Below are 18,803 nucleotides of genomic sequence, written 5' to 3' on the forward strand. Positions count from 1 at the left end.
TTCACTCGTGGAATACTGGCCCACCCAGATGCGTTAGCGCTGAGGGAATATCGTTTCCCTGTGCTCGGCCACGCCCAGAGTCCGTGTCGTAGCGGCAGTCACGGCAATCTTCGACCGGGCCCGTCCCCGCCTCGCTACGCATCCCGCCTGTGCTGGGTTCCGCGCTCGGCATGCTCGGTGCTGTCGTCCGAACCGCCGCTGTCTGTTCGCAGCATTGCGGCTATGGACCGGATCGTGTTGTTCTCGAAGGTGCTGATCGGGGGCATGCGCCTGCCGGTCAGTTCGCTCAGTTCGGCCATCACCTGGACAGCCCGGAGCGATGTGCCACCGAGATCGAAGAAATTGTCGTCCACTCCGACCTCGTCGACACCGAGTACGTGCTGCCACAGATCGACCAGTTTGCCTTCGATCTCATCGTTCGGCCTTGTGGGTGCGGCTTGCCGCGCCGGCCTGCTCCGGATTCGACCAGCGTCGATGGCTGCGACGATGGCATCCAGATCTCGAAGCTCTTCGACGATTCTCGTGTAAGGTATGTCTGAATTCCTGGAATTGGACACGAACCCACGTCCTGTGGGCAGCTTGCGTTGCACGGTGTTCGTCGTGGTTTCCGTTTTCACTCCACGGCTACGATCTATAGATCCCCCAAACGCTATTGAGGCATTGCCTGTCAGGATGAACCGGAACTCCTCCCCTTCTGAATGCGAACTGCTCGATACAGTTTCGAAATACGCGCGAGCCGGTTCGTTTCGTCCCGTCGGTACGAACACGATCTCGATGCGGTCGCGACCATAGTTCCTGGCGATTTCACCGAGTGCGGTCACCATCTGGTCCTCGACACCTCGGCTCAGGGCGCGGCAACTCAGGAAGAATGAATTCACTTGCAGAGCGGTCTCGGTTGGTCGGAACAGCGTCGCGCCGACAAGGCCGTAGTCACCGAACCGATCCTGGACCCGAACCGTGAAGCAATCGAAGGACCCTGAGGTCAGCGCCTCGTTCAGTTGGGCCTCGGTCTGCCGTGCCCCGGTGGTGGTGAACTGGTTGGTGCGCTCGGTGAGCTGGGCAACCCGTGGTAGGTCGCTGGGCTTCCATGGATGTATATCCACTTGGAGATCGAGGCTCGCCAGGAAAGATTCGAAGGTGATGGACTCGGCTCGTGCCGCCTGCCGTTGCTGCTCCTGGCGGTACCGTTCGTTTCGTGCTCGGTCCTCATCGGTGAGTCTAGCCCGATCCAACGTCCAGATATGGTCGAGGAAGCGCGGAATTTCCGATGTAGTATCTGGGATTCGGAGGGTCAATACTTCAGGCAGGTTCGCCTGAACCTCGGCGCACTCGACCGGGTTGTCGTCGAGGAAGACAAAGTCGGAGAGGCTGAGGCCGAGTTCCTCGGCCAGTGAAACGAGATTGGCCGACTTGTGCTGCCAATTCAGCCGGTGTGCGGCAATGTGGTCGAGCTGGAGGGGCATATCGGTCCGCTGGGCGAAGACATCCAGAACGTCTGCTGGATTGTTTTTGCTACACAGGCAGATGAGCACTCCCAAGTCATGCTGGCGGACGACGAATTCTTGGAGTTCTTTCCGGTACGGATCTATGTGCACACCATGCGGGCCATCCTCGCCGCATACACCGGTCCACAGAGTCTGGTCACAGTCCAAGACAAGTACCTTGGCCGGTGGCTGCCGAGTGGTTAGATACCGTCGGGTGATCATGGTGCCGAGGGCTGCGAAGAATCGATTGGTGTAAGGGATACGCCCGAGTCGTTCAGCACGTACGTCAACATAATCTGATACTGCGTAGTAACGTTGAAGTTCGTCGGGCGTGATCACCACAACATCAGGCAAGTCGGTGACCACTTGCACAAGTGCATCGTCGACTGGCGGACACAACACGAAAATGCACGGACCTTCGACACGCTGACGGAAAGCTTCGAATGCGCCGGCCAACTCCTTGCCTAGCGTAGTTGCTGGACCGGGAGTGCCCTCGAAGCGTGCCTTCGGCGACGTTCCGATTGACAAGTTATTGTGGTTTTGAGGCCAAGACGACGTATTTCGCGCGTAGACGTTCACGAATCCGGTGCCCATCAGGAGTTCGTCCTGATCATCGACGTGGACGGTGAACCCGTGGTCCGACAGCATCTCCGCGACACGAATCCCGTCTTCTGGAGTATGCACCTCGGCTACGACCTGCCTGATGAGCTGCCAGTGCTCGTCACGGATTCCGGCCAGGATGCCAACTTCACTGCCTTCAGCGTCGATCTTCAATAGATCGACTCGCTCGATGGAGTGCTCGGTAAGCACGCTGGAAAGGGTTCTGGTCTCAACGCGGTGAGTCTCGCCAGCAAGTCTGTCGGCAGTGAATTGCGCTACCAGCGGGTCGAAGTCGGGTGATTCGGCCGGCATGTTCCGGCGTAGCATGTTCCGGACCACAGCCTCCACCGCCCGGCGGTCCCTTGTCTCATTTGCGGCAAACCCCGAGTATGCTGGAGAATTCGGATAAAAAGTGAATTCCTGCACTGAATTCTTGTCCGCGAGGCCATAATTGAATAGTATTGCGTCCGGGCAGTTGCGCAGAAGAATATCGAATGTCGCCGGTGCCGGCTCGAATGCATACACTCGAGCGTTTGGGCATCTACTGCGCACGAACATTGTGAACATCCCGATGTTCGCACCTACATCGAAAACGCAGGGATCGTCGGGAAGTTCAATCCCATGCCGAAGGTACACTTGCCGCTCGAAGATCTCCTTGTACAGGTACTCGGTTTCATATGGCACGAGTTCCGCAATATCTTGCGGACCGCCTCGTAACAGATCTTCCGGGCGAACGAGGACCACATTCAGGCCTTCGGTATTGGTGGACAGCAGGCTGCCTGGATCGAGTAGTTGCTGGAAAACCTGGTTGTACCCGGCGAACTTGATGTCTGCAGATATGCCGAGCGCATCGAACCAGAATTCCAGTGAGTCCTCGAGCGGCTCGGCCGTGAATGTAGCCGCGACTGCGACTTGCAGCGCCTCACTCGCCGAGTGTGACGAGTCCAAACAGCGCAGGCGCATACCCGTCAGTTCAACGATCAGCTGACCCTCATCATCGAGCAGTACCGCATCGCCGGTCACCTCATCGGGGTCTGCTCGCCACCCTGGCCGAAGTTTTGCATATACTTTTCCGATTTGCGGTGAAGTCGGAGTGTCTGTCAGGCGCAGCCGCTCGAGGCCTACAAGTGCGAACGTACGATCGGAAACCCCGGTCGCTGCGGTCAGCGCTTGCATGGCAGTGTCAACGGTAGTCAGGCTCGGGGTCGTCGGTGACTGCCAGGTCGCGACAACTCGGCCATCGCCGACTCGGCACCTCTGGATGCTGCGAAACCTGGGACCGAAATAGTTTCCAGCGGAAGCCATCTGGGCGTACAGTGCCTCACCGGTGATTTCCGTACCCTGTTGCCACAATGGATCCGCGATATCAAGTAGAGGGTCGTCTTGCGCGGACTGAGTGGGGATCAAGGCGGTTGCGTGTTGTACGTCGGTTGCTGCCCCGGTCGCCGTGAACTCCCACCTGTTGTCCTGCCCAGGGATCAGTTCGATCTGGAGTTCACGTGGCGCGTCTGGTGACAGGACCAACGCGTGGTCGAAGGACACATCCTCCAGGACCGATGGTCGGACTCCGATAGTCACGGTCGCTGCGGTCAACGCCAAGTCCAGGTACACCGAGCCCGGAAAGACGACCATATCCTGGAGCTTGTGGTCGGCAAACGAGTCGGCAGTCAGCTCCACTACCCAACGGTTACCGGGTGGTATCGCACGTCCGAGAAGGCTGTCGTACAGTGCCATGCGAACCATCCCGGTCACGATTGGACCCCCTCGGGCGTCGGAGCCGCCACTTCGGATATGCGTGGATCCGGCTCGAGCCAATAACGTTCGGTCTGCCAGGGATAAGTCGGTGCGGGAACGAAACGCGCACCTGGTTCGGCGAGCACGCTCCAATCAATGGGCTGGCCGGTGACGTAGCGCACAGCGACATGATCGAGAGGCAGGTTGGACTGTTGTCCTGCCTGCAGGCGTCGGCCTGTCTGCAGATCGGGATTACTCACGTGGCCGACGGCGAGTCCGGGGGCATTCGTGCGGTCCAGGAAGCAGCCGAGGGCGATAATCAGTGCGTCATGGTCTGCCGCAGTAATCGCCAAGCGGTAGGCGTGATGGTGACGGCGGTTTGCGGCCGTATAGCAGACATCACGGAGCTCGAACTCTCGCCCGATGCCTTCGGGCCCGAGATAGCGAATGTAGGCGCGAGCAAGGTCGTCGAGCGCATTCGATGTATGCGCAGATACGACTAATGTGTGTGCTTGCCCGACCTGGGCTGAAGAACGCGGGGCGACCCACCGAGCGTCAGCTTGTCCGATGACAAGATGGGTATTGGCCGAGGAAATACCTTGCCCACTGATTCCCGCGATCGCGGGACGGTCCACGGTTGGTAAGGACTGGACCGTTGTAGGAACGATCAACGGAAGATCGTCCCACGGAATCGCTGGGTTCGGTGTGTTGTAGTGCAGGCTTGGCACTACCTGGTGATGTTCGAGACACAGGACAGTCTTGATCAGCCCGGCGATGCCGGCGGCCCCTTCAGTGTGTCCGATGTTGGTCTTGATGGAGCCCACGAAGCACGGATGGTCCGGGGAACGTTCTTTGCCGAGAACTGCGGCGAGCCCGGCGAACTCAGCGGGGTCGATCAGCGGTGTCCCGGTCCCATGTGCCTCGATGAAGTCCACATCGGCCGGATCTATGCCGGCGTCGGCGTAAGCCCATCGGAGCATCTCTATCTGTCCCTCGACCGACGGGGTGAGAAGTGAGTTGCTGCTGGCACCATCATTTCCGATAGCGCTGCCCAGAACGACAGCCCGCACCCGGTCGTTGTCAGCGAGAGCCTGGGCGAGGGGTTTCAGCACAACCACTCCTACTCCGTCGGAAGCGGCGAACCCGTCAGCCGAAGCATCACCGAACTTGCATCGACCGTCCGGCGCGAGCGTTCCCGCCTGGGACAGCAGAACATCCTCATCTGCAGTAAGTTTGAGGTTGACACCTGCCGCTATCGCGAGCGTGGTCTCTCCCGCACGCAGACTTTGACATGCCAGATGCACAGCAACAAGGGAGGATGAGCACGCTGTATCCACGGTGATGCACGGTCCACGCAGGTCGAATGTGTAGGCCAATCGACCGGACAAAACACTGCGGTAGTTGTAGATCGAGAATGGTGTGAATTTGCGTAATCCGCGTTGAGCGATAAGATCCCAGTAGTCCAGATGCATGCTGCCGACGTAAACGCCAGTGCGAGTACCGGCGACCCGATCGGGCGGCATTCCGGCATCTTCGAAAGCTTCCCAGGCCGTCATCATGAGTAGGCGTTGTTGCGGATCCAAGTTTTCGGCTTCTCCTGCGGATAAGCCGAAAAATCGGGCGTCGAACTGGTCTATATCACTAAGGTAGCCTGCGCGACGACTACTCACCTTGCCGAGTGCCGGATAATCGGAGTACAAGTCCTCTGTATTGTAACGGGATGCCGGCGTTTCACTCGTCGCATCCGTGCCGCTGGAGAGGAGCTCCCAAAGTTCGTCCGCGTTATTCGCGCCGGGAAAGCGACACGACATCCCTACTATCGCGATCGGTTGTGGCTGCGTTCTGGGAGTAGTTAGCTGCCCGGCGCCTTGCTGAGGTTGCGTCATGCGCATTCCTTCTTCGTGGTTCGACAATCCCCGACGTCCCGATGTTGCTGGCAGAGCCGTTCCTCGACGTCCCGATGTTGCTGGCAGAACCGTTCAGATTGCCTGTTGCGAGCCGATGGCCAGCGAGTTTTCCCTCACGGCGGCAACCGTGATTTTTCGGTCCAGGACCAGTTATTCTAAATTTTTAGAGGCTGCATAAATCGTTCATGACCGGCGTGCTTCTTTGTCGGAATCATCCATGCGTAGTCCGCTGGGGACCGCACTCAGTGGCACGGTTGCGATGCAATAATCCATACCCGAAGTCCTGAAGCGGATCCCTTGATCGGGGTATTTCGAAATCAAGGCCGCAGAGCGTTTCGTTGTACCTTCAAATAGCGTACCGTTCGTCAGCGGCATGTATCAAGAGCGTGGAACGATTTGAACCTTCAACGAGTTGATCGGGAGTCCGAGCGGTTGGAGGCCGCCGCATCGCTACCTCGGCGACGAACAGCGCAGGATCGGCGCGCGGTCGCGCACCATCGGAGAACATTTTGCAGTCGCGAAACCACTGTTGGTTCCGCTGCCGGACGAGACTCCGGAGACCGCCCGCTGGTTCACACCCCGGGTCGACAAATGATCCCAAGTCCGTGTCGGCGTCGCTGAGGCTTCCTGACCTGCGAGAAATCACAGGCGGGACAGTTCCGTCATATGCCGCGCCTTCGGCCGCGCAGGCGCCCCGATAGGGCTAGGGTGCCAATGTGCTGTTCTATCCAGGTTCGAAGGGGGAATGCGCCCCATGAGCGGGTCAGATCACGTCTTCTATCCGTGGAGCGCACAGGCCGAGTTGAATCCGGCCCCGATCACCGGGGCGTTCGGCTCGTACTTCTGGGACGAGACCGGCAAACGCTATCTCGACTTCTCCTCCCAGCTGGTCAACGTGAACATCGGGCACCAGCATCCGGACATCGTCGCCGCGATCGTCGCCCAGGCACAGCGGTTGGCGACCATCTCGCCGACGGTCGGCAACGACGTGCGCAGCGAACTGGCACGGTTGATCGTCGAGCGGGCGCCGGGGGACCTGAACCGAATCCTGTTCACCACGGGCGGCGCGGAGGCCGTCGAGCACGCGGTGCGCTTGGCGCGAAGCTATACCGGACGCACGAAAATGCTTGCCGCGTATCGCTCCTACCATGGCGGCACGGGTGTCGCGATCGGCCTGACGGGGGAACCGCGCCGCTGGGGCGCGGAGCCGACAAACGTCGACGTGGTGCGCTTCTTCGGGCCCTACCCGTACCGCTCACCGTGGGGCACGACCGGTCCCGAGGAGGAGACCGCCGCGGCGCTGGCGCACCTGCGGCAGGTCATCGAGCTGGAAGGCCCCCAGCACATTGCGGGGCTGATCCTGGAAACGGTCGTCGGCACCAACGGTGTGCTCGTGCCGCCGCCCGGTTACCTCGCGGGAGTACGGGCGTTGTGCGACGAATTCGGCATCGTCTACATCGCCGACGAGGTGATGGTCGGATTCGGCCGCGTGGGCGAATGGTTCGCGGTGCAGGCGTTCGGCGTCGAGCCGGACATCATCACCTTCGCCAAGGGGGTGAACTCCGGCTATGTCCCGCTCGGTGGCGTACTCATGGCGGAACGCATCGCGCAGCGCTACGACCACGTGGCGTATCCGGGCGGCCTCACCTACGCCGGGCACCCTCTGGCCTGCGCGGCGGGCGTGGCCTCGATCGCGGTGTTCGAGCGCGAGGAAATCCTGGATCACGTGCGGACGGTAGGCGCCGACGTACTCGGAAAGGGATTGCACGAACTCGCCGGTCGCCATCCGAGCGTCGGCGAGGTCCGTGGACTCGGCTTCTTCTGGGCGCTGGAGCTGGTTCGCAACCCGCGCACCAGGCAGCCGCTGGTCCCCTTCGCCGCGGCGGGCGCGGACGCCGCACCGATGGCCGCGGTCACCGCGGCGGCGAAAGAGCGCGGGTTGTGGCCGTTCAACGCGGGCAATCGTTTCCAGATCGCGCCGCCGCTGACCACGACGGCCGACGAACTGCGGATCGGGCTGGAAATCGTCGACGAAGTACTCGAGGTGGCCGACGGCTACGTCGAGGCGAGCTGACCCGACCGCTCAGTGCGGCGTCAGTTCCACCACGACGCCGCCCTGCTGCCAGGTCTGATAGATGTCGGCCTTCGAAGGCTCACCGTCGGCGGTGAAGCCGATACCGTTGTATTGCGCGTTCTGCTTGTTGTCCCGTGCGATGACTTCGTAGAGCCGCAGCACGTCGGCCTCGGAGGTGTGGACAACCGGATCGAACGTGCGCGGCTTGCCGCCGAACGAAGCCCGCACGGGCTCGCCCGCCCGGAGGTTCTTCACCCACGGCCGCAGGGCGGTACCGATCAGCAAGGTGTCGCCGTGCCGGGTGTAGGCCACCGGCACGTCGTAGACCGTGCCCGACTTGCGTCCGACGACGTGCAGGACCATCAATCGTTTGCCGACGATGCCGGAGAGGCCCGGGACGCGCAGCAGCGTCCGTACGACCCGATTCACCACGGACTGATACGACGGAATGGGCTCGGGACCGGACGTGGTCGGTGTGCCATAGGGGTTTTCGGACGACGCGTGCTCACTCATGCTCCCAGTATCGAAGCGTCGGCCGCGCTTCGCTGCACGACGTCCGAGATCCGCTGGCCCGCCGCCGGACGGTGGCGGTGTGCGCCCTCGGTATCCTGCGTGCATGACTTCCCGGCAGACCGAGATCTGGCACAACCCGCGGTGCACCAAAAGCCGCAATGCCACGGCGTTCCTGGACGAGGCCGGTGTCGACTACACCGTGCGGAAGTATCTGGACCAGCCGCCGACCGCCGCCGAGTTGCACGAGGTGCTGCGGCGGCTGGGCGCCGAACCATGGGACATCACCCGCACCGGCGAGCAGATCGCCGAGGATCTCGGCATGGCGAGCTGGACGCGGACCGCCGCGGACCGGGAACGCTGGATCGAAGCGCTGGTCGGGCATCCGAAGCTGATCCAGCGCCCCATCGTGCTGACAGCTGACGGCCGGGCGGTGCTGGCCCGCGACGACGCCACGCTGCGCGACCTGCTCTGACGACAGTGCTCGCCGGGCGGGCCGTCCGACGGCCCGCGGGCGACGGTTCCGGCACACGGCGTGCTCGGTGATCCATCCGGTCCTGCGGCGCGGGACATGGCGGTAGGGTCGGCGGACATGAAGGTACAACTGCGCCACAGTCCTGCCTCCGCCGTCGCTCGGTGCTTCCTGGCAAGCGGCGAACCGATGCGCGTCGAGAGCGGCGCCATGGTGGCCCACTCGGCGGGAGTCACCTTGCAGGCCAAGGCCGAGGGCGGCATCCTGGCCGGGCTGAAGCGGTCGGTGCTGGCCGGGGAATCGTTCTTCGTCTCGACCTTCACCGCGCCGGCGCAGGGCGGATGGGTCGATGTGGCGCCCGCGCTCCCCGGCGACATGCTCAACCTGCAGATCACCCCGGACCGGCCGTTCTTCATCAGCCGCGGGGGCTGGATCGCCAATTCGCATGGCGTGCAGGTGGAAAGCAAATGGGGAGGTTTCGCCAATCTGTTCGGCGGCGAGGGCGGGTTCGGCCTGCGCGCGCACGGCGAGGGCGAGATCGTGGTCGGTGTGTTCGGCGCGGTCGATGTGATCGACCTGCAGCCGGGCGAGCCGATCACGATCGACACCGGCCATGTGGTCGCCTACGACCTGGCGATGAATTTCACTATGCGGCGCGCGGTTTCGGGCCGTTCGATCCAGTCGTTGAAGTCCGGCGAGGGCTTCGTCTTCGACTTCACCGGCCCCGGCCGGGTGTTGCTGCAGACCCGCAATCCCGGTGCGTTCGCCGCGTGGGCCGGGTCGTCGGCCTCGTCCAGCTGAGCGCGGTGTCGTCCCGTCATACTTCCGTGTCCCGGTCCGGGGTCAGCAGGTCGGTGATCAGCAGGCGGGTATCGGGAACGAACGGCCAGTCCGGGTCGGCCAGGTGTGCCCGCAACTGTCCGTCGGTCCACCACCATCCGTCGGCGATCTCGTCGGGTTGGTGGCGGACGGGCCCGTCATAGCGCAGTTCGTACGCGAACAGGTGGCAGCGCATCGGTCGGCCCTCCCATTCGCCGTCCCAGGAGAGCGTGGCCACCGGTTCCGCGGAGAGGTCGGCGGGGTCGGGCGTGATGCCCAATTCCTCGGTCAATTCGCGCAGGGCGGTCTTCCGCGGCGCTTCTCCCGGTGCTACCACACCGCCGGCCAGACAGTCGTGCATGCCCGCGAAGACCAGCTTGGTTTCGGTGCGGCGGTGCACGTAGACGCGCTCGCCGTCACCGGATCGCAGGAGCACACCGGCGCTGGCGTGCCACAATCCTTCGCGGTAGACCGTGGCCCGCTCGGCGACGCCGACCGGGTCGCCCGCCCGATCGTAGAGCGCGATCGGTTCGACGCTCGGATCTGCGGAGTAGGGCGTCCCGGGAGGCGGCGGAGCGGACATCGGTCGAGAGTAACGTGCACACCGCACGCCACAGGGAGAGAGGATCGCCGCCCATGGTGCTTCCGCACGCACTGGCGAGATTCAACCGGCATGTCACCAACCCGACCGCGGGGCTGGTCGCGGGACGGGCGCCCGGCTTCGGCATCGTGCTGCACAAGGGCAGGAAGTCGGGGCGGTCCTACCGCACCCCGGTGATGGTCTTCGCACAGGACGACGCCTACCGGATCGCCCTGACGTACGGCCGGAACGTCGACTGGGTCAAGAACATTCGAGCGGCGGGCGGTTTTACGCTGGAGACCCGAGGACGCGCCGTCGAGCTGACCGATCCGGTCGTCCGGCACGACCCGTCCGCGGCGTGGGCGCCGGTGGGTGTCCGGCAGATATTGAAGACGATTTCGGCGGAGTACTACGTCGAGGCCCGTCCGGCGGACTGAACGCGCCGTCGGCCTGCGATTACTGCGCACACCTCCCCGAGCCGCTCTGCTTGGTGGAAAGCGAATCTCAATGTTCGAGCCCGCGGGAAAAAGTAGACGCACAGGCTCGGCTTCCTCGTGACCTTCTTCAGCACTTGCTCACACTTCCTTCGCATCACCGCTGACGTCGCCAGGATGTTCTACCGAATCGGCGCCCTATAGCACCGAGACCCCTGCCACTCGAGCTGCTACGGGGTGGGATGTGCGGGCCGTGTGGATGGGTTTGCGTCGCCAGCCGGGATCGCCCGCACGAGCGGGCGCAGCGCTTCGGCGTCATTGGTATTGGCTGCCGAAATACCCACGGCCAGGGGCAGTCTTACGCGGTCGGACAGCACATGAATCTTCGAACCGGACTTGCCTCTATCGACCGGGCTCGGGGCCGGTCAGATCGCCCCTCTTTTCGCTCGCACCGACGCTGCGTCGATCACCGCCCGCGACAAGTCGATCAAGCCCTGGCTACCCAACTCATCGAGCACCGCGCGGTGTAATCGCCGCCAGAGACTGCCTCGGTCCACACGGTGAAGCGCGTTGTGCCGAACTCTGACCGGCGCTCACGCCCCATCCCCTCGCACTCGGATCCGACGACCAACGCCAGCCTGCCACCCAAAAAGCGGCGACCGAGCCCGCAGCCGCTCCGCTTCGGTGCCGAAATGATTTCCTCTGCGCTGCAACGGTTCTGCGCCGATCGGGTGGATATCGTATACTTGCCGCCCGGTACGCCGTGGAACAACGGGCATATCGAATCGTTCAACCGGCGGCTACACAGCGAGTCCTCAACCGCAACCACTGGACGAGCCTGCTCGGGGCCCGGGTTCTCATCGGCGACTTCGAGGACGAACACAATCGGCGGCATCGCCATTCGGCGCTGGGCTACCTGACCCCGGCCGAGTACGCTGCCCGCTGCAACCACACCCATCACCCCGTGGACTGCGGCATCAACTGGAACTGGATCGAATCAACCCCGGACTCCGATGCCGGGTGGTCGCCTTATCGGGACCGGCCACACCCACCCTGCAGGACGCTTCCACCTTGGGGCAGCGGTAGTGATAATACTGATCACTGCACATCAGCCACTGCGGAGCGCATGAAAGGTAGGAGAGCGGGGGTGCTGGGGACAAAGATAGTGCAAGCTCTCCTGCTCGCGACCGAAAAGCTGGACTTCCAGGCGACACGTGTGGCGAGACACCTCGCCGACACCACCCGTGGCAAGCACATTGGCGCGCAAGCCCTCGAAACCGTGAGCCAGACATACACCGATGGCGACCTGTCGAACGCCGCAAAACTGAAACGCTCCTTCGACTTGTGGATGACATCCGGTCGACGGAATGCGGACGGACTGTACTTGGACTCGGACGGACGGCCCATTCCCTGGTCTCTTACTCGCACAAAGATACAACAACTGACCTCGGACGACTGGCAGCTGGATCGAGAGATCGCTCTGAAAGCATTCGCCTCAGCGCCTGAGGAGTACAAGACAACGCTCGATGAAGCGCTTGAGTTTACCGACGACGAGTGGCGCCGAGCCGTGCAGGGATACCATGCCGAGTTCGTCGCCCTACAGGATGGCAAACCGATCGGTATGGTTGCGGCGGCGAAACACGACCGGCCGGATACCGTCATGGTGAAGTCTATGTTCGTAGTACCGGAGGCCCGTGGTAGCAGCGCCGCGGACCGCTTGGTTGAAGCGGTCGTGGATTGGGCCTGGAACAACGGCTACCGTCGTGTGGCTCTCTGGGTACGGGAAGAAAACCTGCCCGCCGAAAGCGTCTATCGCAGGAACGGCTTCGGGTGGACGGGTCGTGAGGAGGAAGGTCCGCGTGGCCTCCGGGTCGAAATGCATCGCTTGTTAGGCGAGTCGAGATGGAGTGCTTACGACTCAAATGGTCCACGGCCTTGAGCCGAGAGGTGGATAGGCAGTCCTGCTCGCCGGCCCGGAACAGCCAGCAGCTGTCCGGTTGACGGTATTCATGGACTGGCGGTTGCCGATCAGTTCGAGCAGCAGACCGGCGAGTGGTTTCCTGATCGGTGACGGTGGTTCACCGAGCCACACGAGCACCTGGTCGCCGCGAGAACCGGGTTGCGTCCGGCAGAGTGGTGTACCAGCGATTTCGGAGCGACCGTGTGAGCGTGTCGTAGCCGGATTGTGGGCGGTCACCGCGTGATCCTTCTTGAACCCCCAAGCTCAACGAAGGAGAAGTTCACGCGATGACCTCTGTCGAGCCTATCGACCCGTCGAAGTTGTTGTCCGATCAACTCGCCGTCGCCAGCCCTGACCTGCTGCGCACCATGCTCTCGATGTTCATCCAGTCGCTGCTGAGCGCCGAAGCCGACGCGGTGTGCGGTGCCGGCTACGGCGAACGCTCGCCCGAGCGGGTCAACTCCCGCAACGGCTACCGGCGTCGCGATTTCGACACCCGGGTCGGCACGATTGACCTGACCCCGTGAGGTCGGTCCGTCGGCTGTGTGAGTCTTGCGGCCCACGCTGTGGGCGGGAAGGCTCGATGGCGATGACACGAGGAAGCGGCACACCCCTGAGCAGGTCGTGCGGAAGTTGACCGAGGCCGATCGGCTGCTCGGCGAGGGCAAGGACGTCGCGGATGTGTGCCGGGCGCTGCAGATCACCGAAGCCACCTACTACCGGTGGCGTAACCAGTTCGGTGGACTGAAAGTTGACGACGCGAAGCGGTTGAAAGACCTCGAACGCGAAAACACGACGCTCAAGCGGCTGTTGGCTGAAGCGGAGCTGGAGAAGGCGGCGTTGAAGGAGATCGCGCAGGGAAACTTCTAGACCCGGAACGCCGGCGGGCGGCCGTGGCGCATCTGATGCGGCTGATGGGCGTCAGCGAACGGTTCGCTTGCCGGGTGACCGGGCAGCATCGCAGTACGCAGCGCCGTGCTCCGGGAGCGCAGCAGCCCACGGATCGGGATGGTCCGTTGCGGGCATGGTTGCGTGACTGGGCGCGCAGTCATCCCCGTCAAGGGTTCCGTCGCGCTTATCACGATGCCGGTGCCGAGGGCTGGATGGTGAATCACAAGAAGGTTCAACGCCTGTGGCGTCAGGAAGGGCTACGGTTGCCGCAGCGACGGCGCCGAAAACGAATCGGTGACTCGACGATCACGGCGGTGACCGCGGATGCGCCGAATCGAGTGTGGGCAGTTGATTTCCAGTTCGACGCCACCGACGACGGCCGTCCGGTGCGAGCTGGCAGCGCTGCCGCACCCACTACACGGTCAACCTGATGTCGGTGTGTCCGAAAACGTCGTGGCCGTGGGTGCGGACCCTGCTGCACTCGGTGTTTGATCAAGCAGACCCGGAATCAGTTGCCGCCCAATACGACCGGATGTTCGACGCGTTGACCGAGAAACTGCCGAAAGTCGCCGACCACCTCGACACCGCCCGCGCCGACCTGCTGGCGTTCACCAGCTTCCCCAAACAGATCTGGCGCCAGATCTGGTCCAACAACCCCCAAGAACGGTTGAACAAGGAAATCCGCCGCCGCACCGACGTCGTCGGCATCTTCCCCGACCGCGCCGCGATCATCCGCCTCGTCGGCGCCGTGCTCGCCGAACAACACGACGAATGGATCGAAGGCCGCCGCTACCTCGGCCTCGACGTCCTGGCCCGATCCCGCGCCACCGACACCAACCCAGACCACCAGGAGGAAACCACCACCCCAGCCCTCACCGCCTGACCACCAACCGGATCAGCAGTGACCGCCCCTCCTACACCACGCCCCTGGACTTGACCCAACCCCGGACTCCGATGCCGGGTGGTCGCCTTATCGGGGACCGGCCACACCTACCCTGCAGGACGCTTCCACCTTGGGGCAGCGGTAGTGATAATACTGATCACTGCGCATCAGCCACTGCGGAGCGCATGAAAGGTAGGAGAGCGGGGGTGCTGGGGACAAAGATAGTGCAAGCTCTCCTGCTCGCGACCGAAAAGCTGGACTTCCAGGCGACACGTGTGGCGAGACACCTCGCCGACACCACCCGCGGCAAGCACATTGGCGCGCAAGCCCTCGAAACCGTGAGCCAGACATACACCGACAGCGACCTGTCGAACGCCGCAATACTGGAACGCTGGAACAAGCGGGAGCGCCGGGTCGTGGAGGAGATCACCAACTGCCGATTGGATCGTGACGGTGCTCCCGTGCCTTACTATCCTCTCGCTCTCTCTACCCAGCAGCCTCTCACTCCCACAGAGGTACAACAACTGACCGCAGACGACTGGCAGCTGAATCGAGAGATCACGCTGAAGATGCTCGCCTCAGCGCCTGACGACTACAAGACAACGCTCGATGAAGCGCTCGAGCGTACCGCCGACGAGTGGCGCCGACACACGCAGTCATTCCAGGCGAAGTTCGTGGCCCTACAGGATGGCAAACTGGTCGGTGCGGTGGCGGTGGTGGAACACGACCGGCCGGATACCGTCGAGATGGTGTCGATGTTCGTGGTACCAGAAGCCCGTGGTAGCGGCGCCGCGGACCACTTGGTTGAAGCGGTCGTGGATTGGTCCCGGAACAACGGCTACCGTCGTGTGGCTCTCTCGGTACGAGAAGAAAACCTGCCCGCCGATGGCGCCTATCGAAGACACGGCTTCGGGTGGACGGGTCGTGAGGAGGAAGGTCCGCGTGGCCTCCGGGTCGAAATGCATCGCTTGTTAGGCGAGTCGACATCGACTGATTACGACTCAAATGGTCCACGGCCTTGAGCCGAGAGGTGGATAGGCAGTCCTGCTCGCCGGCCCGGAACAGCCAGCAGCTGTCCGGTTGACGGTATTCACGGACTGGCGGTTGCCGATCAGTTCGAGCAGCAGACCGGCGAGTGGTTTCCTGATCGGTGACGGTGGTTCACCGAGCCACACGAGCACCTGGTCGCCGCGAGAACCGAAGTCGTTGCCGCAATCGGCAATTGGATCGACTTCGACAACACGATCCGGCGACACGCAGCAATCGGATGCAGAGCTTTGGCAATTCCGAGATGTCACTTCGCGGAATAACCTCGACTAAGACCGTGTCTCACGTCGTTGTGACTGGTTGTCGGTGGGTCGCGATGGACTGTGATCGGTTGTGGTGCATGATGTTCGGCCGTGTCGGACAGGTTGTCGAAGCGTCTCGTTCCGGACGAGCTTTGGGCGATGTGGAGCCGTTGCTGCCGAAGTTCGAGCTACGACCGCAGGGTGGGGGTACCGCTCCGGCCGCCGAGCGCAGCGCTTTGCGCCGTTCGTCGGTGTGGCGTCGTCGCGGAACAACGGCCCCGGACTCGAGACCGAGTTCCCGGAGTTGTAAGACAAGGTCGTCGCCAAGCTCGCGGGTGACAAAGTCCCCGACGGTGACACCAACAAGCTCGACCGCGCGGCCCAAGCGTGGAAAGCCTTCGCCGACAACAACACGATCTTCGCCGCCGGACCCCGCCTGCGAGTCGTCGCCGCCGGACTCGGCAAGTTCGATGCACCCGACATCCCGAACCTGACCGGTCACCTCGAAACACTGGCGAAGGACGCGGACGACATCAAGCTGGTCGCCGACGATCTGGCGAAATCGACAAGCAGCCACCACGCCGCTGTCGTCGCAGTTCGCGCGGACATCAATACTCAGGTGGCCGCAACGCTCGTCGTCGCGTCGGTCGTAATCGCCGTCACCGCCGTGGCAATTCGCAACCCGCGGGCGGCGACGGTGGAGGGCACTGCCCTGGACACCGCCGCGACCGCCATCGCCGGTGCAGTCGGGTCGTTCTTCACAGCACTGGCCGGGATCAAGTTCAGCGCCGCAGCACTCGCCGCAGGTGCACTCGCCACCATCACCGGCCTGGCGAGGCGGAAGGATTCGTGCCTCCCAAGGGTGGTGACCGGTGGGTGCCGAATCCGAGCCCCAAGGGGCCTCGCTTCGGCTGGGAAGATGCCGATGGAAATGTGTGGGTGCCGACCGGGCAGGGTCCTCTCGCCCATGGTGGACCCCACTGGGACGTGCAAGGCAAAGACGGCAAGGATTATGACAATGTTTATCCAGGAGGCAAACGGCGATGAGCGACACTGAGATCACGCTGGAGGCAACCGGTGTGAGATACGGGTCACCGTTCGACGAAGCGGCCTTTTTTGAATGGCTCGACAAGATTCCTGCCGTGCGGTCATACGAAGGTGAGCTGCGAACGCTCTACATCAAGGTCGAAGCCACAGCCGGTGACGAATCGGTATACGAACTCGTATCCCTGTTCCATCGATACCACGTCGATATGTCGCAGTTGCGGGTGTTCGACACGGAGCGAATCGGGGAATGGTTCCGAAAGCCCAAAAGTTACTGGTACGCGGCTGTGTTCGGTACGTCTAGCTAGGTTGGTTGTTCGCGCACCGGACCTGTTTCGAGCTCGCGTATAGCACTGGAGCTGCCAAAAGGCGATGACTACCGGGTGCCCCGATCTCAGCGGTCGCCGCTACGGCTGGGAGCATGACGATGGAAATGTGCGGGCGCCGACCGGGAGGGCGGTGCTGCACACGGCGGCTCGCATTGGAATGTGAAGTCCCCGAAAGGCGGTTACGGAAACGTTGGACCAGGAACAGGAAGCTGATGGGCGGCGGGTCGACGGTGGTATTGGAAGCGACCGACGTCTGGTACCACTCGCGCGGTGACGAGGCGGCGTTCTTCGAGTGGCTGAATAGCATCCCCTCGGTCCGCTCGTACGGTGGGCGGCTCAGCACGTTGGAGATCGTCGTCGAGACCCCAGTAGACGACGGCTCCCTGCGAGAGCTCCTGGCCCTCTTCTACCGGTACCGCATCGGATTGGCCCAACTACGCCAGCTCGACAACAGTCAAATCGGCCACTGGTTTCGCGACCCTCAGAAGCGCTGGCACCGAGATGTTTTCGGCCCTCCTGCATAGCAGTCCCGCTCATCAGGGCAACTGAACTCGCTCGTGATTTCAGCAGGCGGCGTCGGCGCAGTCCGCGGGCCAACTCCACCCTCATCTTGCGATCGACCGGGACAGTCGACGGATCGGGGCTGAGCAGCCCGGTGGATCGAATCACGATATTTGTGCCTGATTCAGTACTCACTGGGCGATGGGCGTATGACACGCTCGACTGCGTGAGTGCCATCTTGTTGACCTGGAACCCGAAGATGTGGAACCACTGGCATCCCGACTACGACTCGTACGCCCGGGGCGTGCGAGACAACGGCCCACGGCGATCCGATTGGTCCGTAGGCAACCACCGGAACGGGATCACCCCCGGCACCGAGGCATGGCTCCTGCAGCAAGGCGGTCCCGATGCCCGCTGCCGTGGGATCCTGGGGCATGCCATCGTGAGGTCCATCCCTTTGCCTGACACTCATCACTCGGATTCGAGCAGAACGACCCAATACATCGACATCGATTTCGATTGGCTGCTGCCCGAGGCGGACCTCATCGATATACCCACACTGGAAGGCACTGCTACAGCGACAAAGTGGCGCCAAATCTATAGTTCCGGCACCCGTGTTGATCCCGCAGATCTCCCCGCCCTCCGCACGTTGTGGATAGAGCACGCCCAGCCTACGGCTTATGACCTGGGCGATGAAGAAGTGCCTGGCACCTACCCGGAGGGCGCGACGCGCACCGTCCAGGTCAATAAATACGAACGCAGTCGCGCAGCTCGCGATGCATGTATCGCCCACCACGGCACGGTGTGCATGGCCTGCGGCTTCGACTACGGACAGGTGTATGGCCCGATCGGCGCCGACTACATCCAAGTGCATCACACGGTGCTGGTCTCTCAGATGGGCGAGAACTATGAAGTAGATCCGATAACGGACCTGGTCCCTCTGTGCGCCAATTGCCATGTCATGGCTCACCGTCGGAAACCCAGCCCCTACACGGTTCGAGAACTCGAGGCCCGCGTCAGGCGACGACTGACGAAGTGAGTGCCCGGTTCCTCCGTGCACTGCCCCAGTTCTGGGGCATCACCTTGCCCAGCGGAAGGCTAGTCGCCGTTACCGTCAGCCACCCCGCCACTCGCGCTCGCACCGCCGACTAGTCATAGCCTGCTGGCGAAACGCGGCAGCGGACCTGGTTGGCCAGGTGAACTTGATGGCTCTGCCGACGATGATGAGCAAGGTCTTCTCGTGACCAAGGACAACCCACCGTTCCGGCTGCGGGCGCGGCGTCGATAATGGC

Annotated in this window: 16 protein-coding genes and 4 pseudogenes; 14 read left to right on the plus strand and 6 right to left on the minus strand. The window is 62.7% G+C overall.

The annotated features are described in order from the left end of the window. Positions 1-134: 134 nt before the first annotated feature. Positions 135-3,818 (minus strand): FkbM family methyltransferase, encoded by a 3,684-nt coding sequence (locus tag GVY39_RS16295; protein WP_159925486.1) that lies wholly within the window; start codon positions 3,816-3,818, stop codon positions 135-137. A 14-nt stretch (positions 3,819-3,832) separates the two neighbouring features. Next, entirely contained in the window at positions 3,833-5,704 is a 1,872-nt protein-coding gene (locus GVY39_RS16300) for a type I polyketide synthase (protein ID WP_159925484.1), read from the minus strand. Positions 5,705-6,470: 766 nt separating this feature from the next. On the opposite strand from GVY39_RS16300, the gene GVY39_RS16305 reads away from it, so the two are divergent. After that, positions 6,471-7,799, plus strand: coding sequence for an aspartate aminotransferase family protein (locus GVY39_RS16305; protein WP_195072385.1), 1,329 nt, complete (start codon positions 6,471-6,473; stop codon positions 7,797-7,799). Positions 7,800-7,808: 9 nt separating this feature from the next. On the opposite strand, the gene GVY39_RS16310 is transcribed toward GVY39_RS16305, so the two are convergent. After that, on the minus strand, positions 7,809-8,312 hold the full coding sequence (locus GVY39_RS16310) for a nitroreductase/quinone reductase family protein (protein WP_159925480.1): 504 nt from the start codon (positions 8,310-8,312) through the stop codon (positions 7,809-7,811). A 103-nt stretch (positions 8,313-8,415) separates the two neighbouring features. Between GVY39_RS16310 and GVY39_RS16315 the strand changes: the two genes are divergently transcribed. Beyond that, a complete protein-coding gene (locus tag GVY39_RS16315; RefSeq protein ID WP_159925470.1) occupies positions 8,416-8,784 on the plus strand; it encodes an arsenate reductase family protein in 369 nt (122 codons plus the stop codon). A gap of 117 nt (positions 8,785-8,901) precedes the next feature. Further along, entirely contained in the window at positions 8,902-9,582 is a 681-nt protein-coding gene (locus GVY39_RS16320; RefSeq protein ID WP_159925468.1) for a TIGR00266 family protein, read from the plus strand. A gap of 16 nt (positions 9,583-9,598) precedes the next feature. Here the strand turns inward: GVY39_RS16320 and GVY39_RS16325 are convergent, their stop codons facing one another. Next, a complete protein-coding gene (locus GVY39_RS16325; protein ID WP_159925466.1) occupies positions 9,599-10,183 on the minus strand; it encodes an NUDIX domain-containing protein in 585 nt (194 codons plus the stop codon). A gap of 53 nt (positions 10,184-10,236) precedes the next feature. Here GVY39_RS16325 and GVY39_RS16330 point away from each other — a divergent pair, with 53 nt between their 5' ends. Continuing rightward, positions 10,237-10,617: a nitroreductase family deazaflavin-dependent oxidoreductase gene (locus GVY39_RS16330; protein WP_159925464.1), complete on the plus strand. Its 381-nt coding sequence runs from the start codon at positions 10,237-10,239 to the stop codon at positions 10,615-10,617. Between the two features lie 275 nt (positions 10,618-10,892). On the opposite strand, the pseudogene GVY39_RS34400 reads toward GVY39_RS16330, so the two are convergent. Then, positions 10,893-11,182 (minus strand): annotated as a pseudogene (locus GVY39_RS34400) (transposase); the annotation flags it as partial. A 124-nt stretch (positions 11,183-11,306) separates the two neighbouring features. On the opposite strand from GVY39_RS34400, the gene GVY39_RS35270 reads away from it, so the two are divergent. The 6 genes and pseudogenes from GVY39_RS35270 to GVY39_RS16360 all read left to right on the plus strand — a co-directional run bounded on the left by GVY39_RS35270 (position 11,307) and on the right by GVY39_RS16360 (position 15,370). Further along, on the plus strand, positions 11,307-11,534 hold the full coding sequence (locus tag GVY39_RS35270) for an integrase core domain-containing protein (protein WP_369412156.1): 228 nt from the start codon (positions 11,307-11,309) through the stop codon (positions 11,532-11,534). A 227-nt stretch (positions 11,535-11,761) separates the two neighbouring features. Next, a complete protein-coding gene (locus tag GVY39_RS16340; RefSeq protein WP_159925460.1) occupies positions 11,762-12,553 on the plus strand; it encodes an N-acetyltransferase in 792 nt (263 codons plus the stop codon). A gap of 308 nt (positions 12,554-12,861) precedes the next feature. Beyond that, positions 12,862-13,092 (plus strand): annotated as a pseudogene (locus GVY39_RS16345) (transposase); the annotation flags it as partial. A gap of 46 nt (positions 13,093-13,138) precedes the next feature. Continuing rightward, positions 13,139-13,887, plus strand: a pseudogene (locus GVY39_RS16350) (transposase); the annotation flags it as partial. After that, a pseudogene (locus tag GVY39_RS16355) lies at positions 13,854-14,348 on the plus strand (transposase); the annotation flags it as partial. The pseudogenes GVY39_RS16350 and GVY39_RS16355, both read left to right, overlap by 34 nt. A 206-nt stretch (positions 14,349-14,554) precedes the next feature. After that, the gene (locus tag GVY39_RS16360; protein WP_159925458.1) at positions 14,555-15,370 is read left to right on the plus strand and encodes a GNAT family N-acetyltransferase; all 816 of its coding nucleotides are present in this window, start codon (positions 14,555-14,557) and stop codon (positions 15,368-15,370) included. A gap of 307 nt (positions 15,371-15,677) precedes the next feature. On the opposite strand, the gene GVY39_RS33905 is transcribed toward GVY39_RS16360, so the two are convergent. Next, positions 15,678-16,217, minus strand: coding sequence for a hypothetical protein (locus tag GVY39_RS33905; RefSeq protein ID WP_201295239.1), 540 nt, complete (start codon positions 16,215-16,217; stop codon positions 15,678-15,680). Between the two features lie 296 nt (positions 16,218-16,513). Here GVY39_RS33905 and GVY39_RS35275 point away from each other — a divergent pair, with 296 nt between their 5' ends. The 4 genes from GVY39_RS35275 to GVY39_RS16385 all read left to right on the plus strand — a co-directional run bounded on the left by GVY39_RS35275 (position 16,514) and on the right by GVY39_RS16385 (position 18,550). Next, positions 16,514-16,684, plus strand: a complete 171-nt coding sequence (locus GVY39_RS35275; protein WP_370523798.1) for a hypothetical protein — start codon at positions 16,514-16,516, stop codon at positions 16,682-16,684. After that, positions 16,681-16,989 carry a hypothetical protein gene (locus GVY39_RS16375; protein WP_159925452.1) on the plus strand — a complete coding sequence of 103 codons (309 nt, stop codon included), beginning with the start codon at positions 16,681-16,683 and terminating at the stop codon, positions 16,987-16,989. The genes GVY39_RS35275 and GVY39_RS16375 overlap by 4 nt, the downstream gene beginning before the upstream one ends. A gap of 233 nt (positions 16,990-17,222) precedes the next feature. Next, positions 17,223-17,534, plus strand: coding sequence for a hypothetical protein (locus GVY39_RS16380; RefSeq protein ID WP_159925450.1), 312 nt, complete (start codon positions 17,223-17,225; stop codon positions 17,532-17,534). Positions 17,535-17,737: 203 nt separating this feature from the next. Then, positions 17,738-18,550 carry an HNH endonuclease gene (locus GVY39_RS16385; RefSeq protein WP_159925448.1) on the plus strand — a complete coding sequence of 271 codons (813 nt, stop codon included), beginning with the start codon at positions 17,738-17,740 and terminating at the stop codon, positions 18,548-18,550. The last annotated feature ends 253 nt before the right edge of the window (positions 18,551-18,803 follow it).

The sequence above is a fragment of the Nocardia sp. CY15 genome, assembly GCF_009829295.1.
GTDB classification, from domain to species: domain Bacteria; phylum Actinomycetota; class Actinomycetes; order Mycobacteriales; family Mycobacteriaceae; genus Nocardia; species Nocardia sputi.

Coding starts and splice junctions, on each gene's coding strand:
- GVY39_RS16305 (WP_195072385.1), top strand. CDS start 6,471: ATGCGCCCCATGAGCGGGTCAGATCACGTCTTCTATCCGTGGAGCGCA.
- GVY39_RS16325 (WP_159925466.1), bottom strand. CDS start 10,183: ATGTCCGCTCCGCCGCCTCCCGGGACGCCCTACTCCGCAGATCCGAGC.
- GVY39_RS16300 (WP_159925484.1), bottom strand. CDS start 5,704: ATGACGCAACCTCAGCAAGGCGCCGGGCAGCTAACTACTCCCAGAACG.
- GVY39_RS35270 (WP_369412156.1), top strand. CDS start 11,307: ATGATTTCCTCTGCGCTGCAACGGTTCTGCGCCGATCGGGTGGATATC.
- GVY39_RS16320 (WP_159925468.1), top strand. CDS start 8,902: ATGAAGGTACAACTGCGCCACAGTCCTGCCTCCGCCGTCGCTCGGTGC.
- GVY39_RS16375 (WP_159925452.1), top strand. CDS start 16,681: ATGAGCGACACTGAGATCACGCTGGAGGCAACCGGTGTGAGATACGGG.
- GVY39_RS16330 (WP_159925464.1), top strand. CDS start 10,237: ATGGTGCTTCCGCACGCACTGGCGAGATTCAACCGGCATGTCACCAAC.
- GVY39_RS16315 (WP_159925470.1), top strand. CDS start 8,416: ATGACTTCCCGGCAGACCGAGATCTGGCACAACCCGCGGTGCACCAAA.
- GVY39_RS16310 (WP_159925480.1), bottom strand. CDS start 8,312: ATGAGTGAGCACGCGTCGTCCGAAAACCCCTATGGCACACCGACCACG.
- GVY39_RS16295 (WP_159925486.1), bottom strand. CDS start 3,818: ATGGCACTGTACGACAGCCTTCTCGGACGTGCGATACCACCCGGTAAC.
- GVY39_RS16380 (WP_159925450.1), top strand. CDS start 17,223: ATGGGCGGCGGGTCGACGGTGGTATTGGAAGCGACCGACGTCTGGTAC.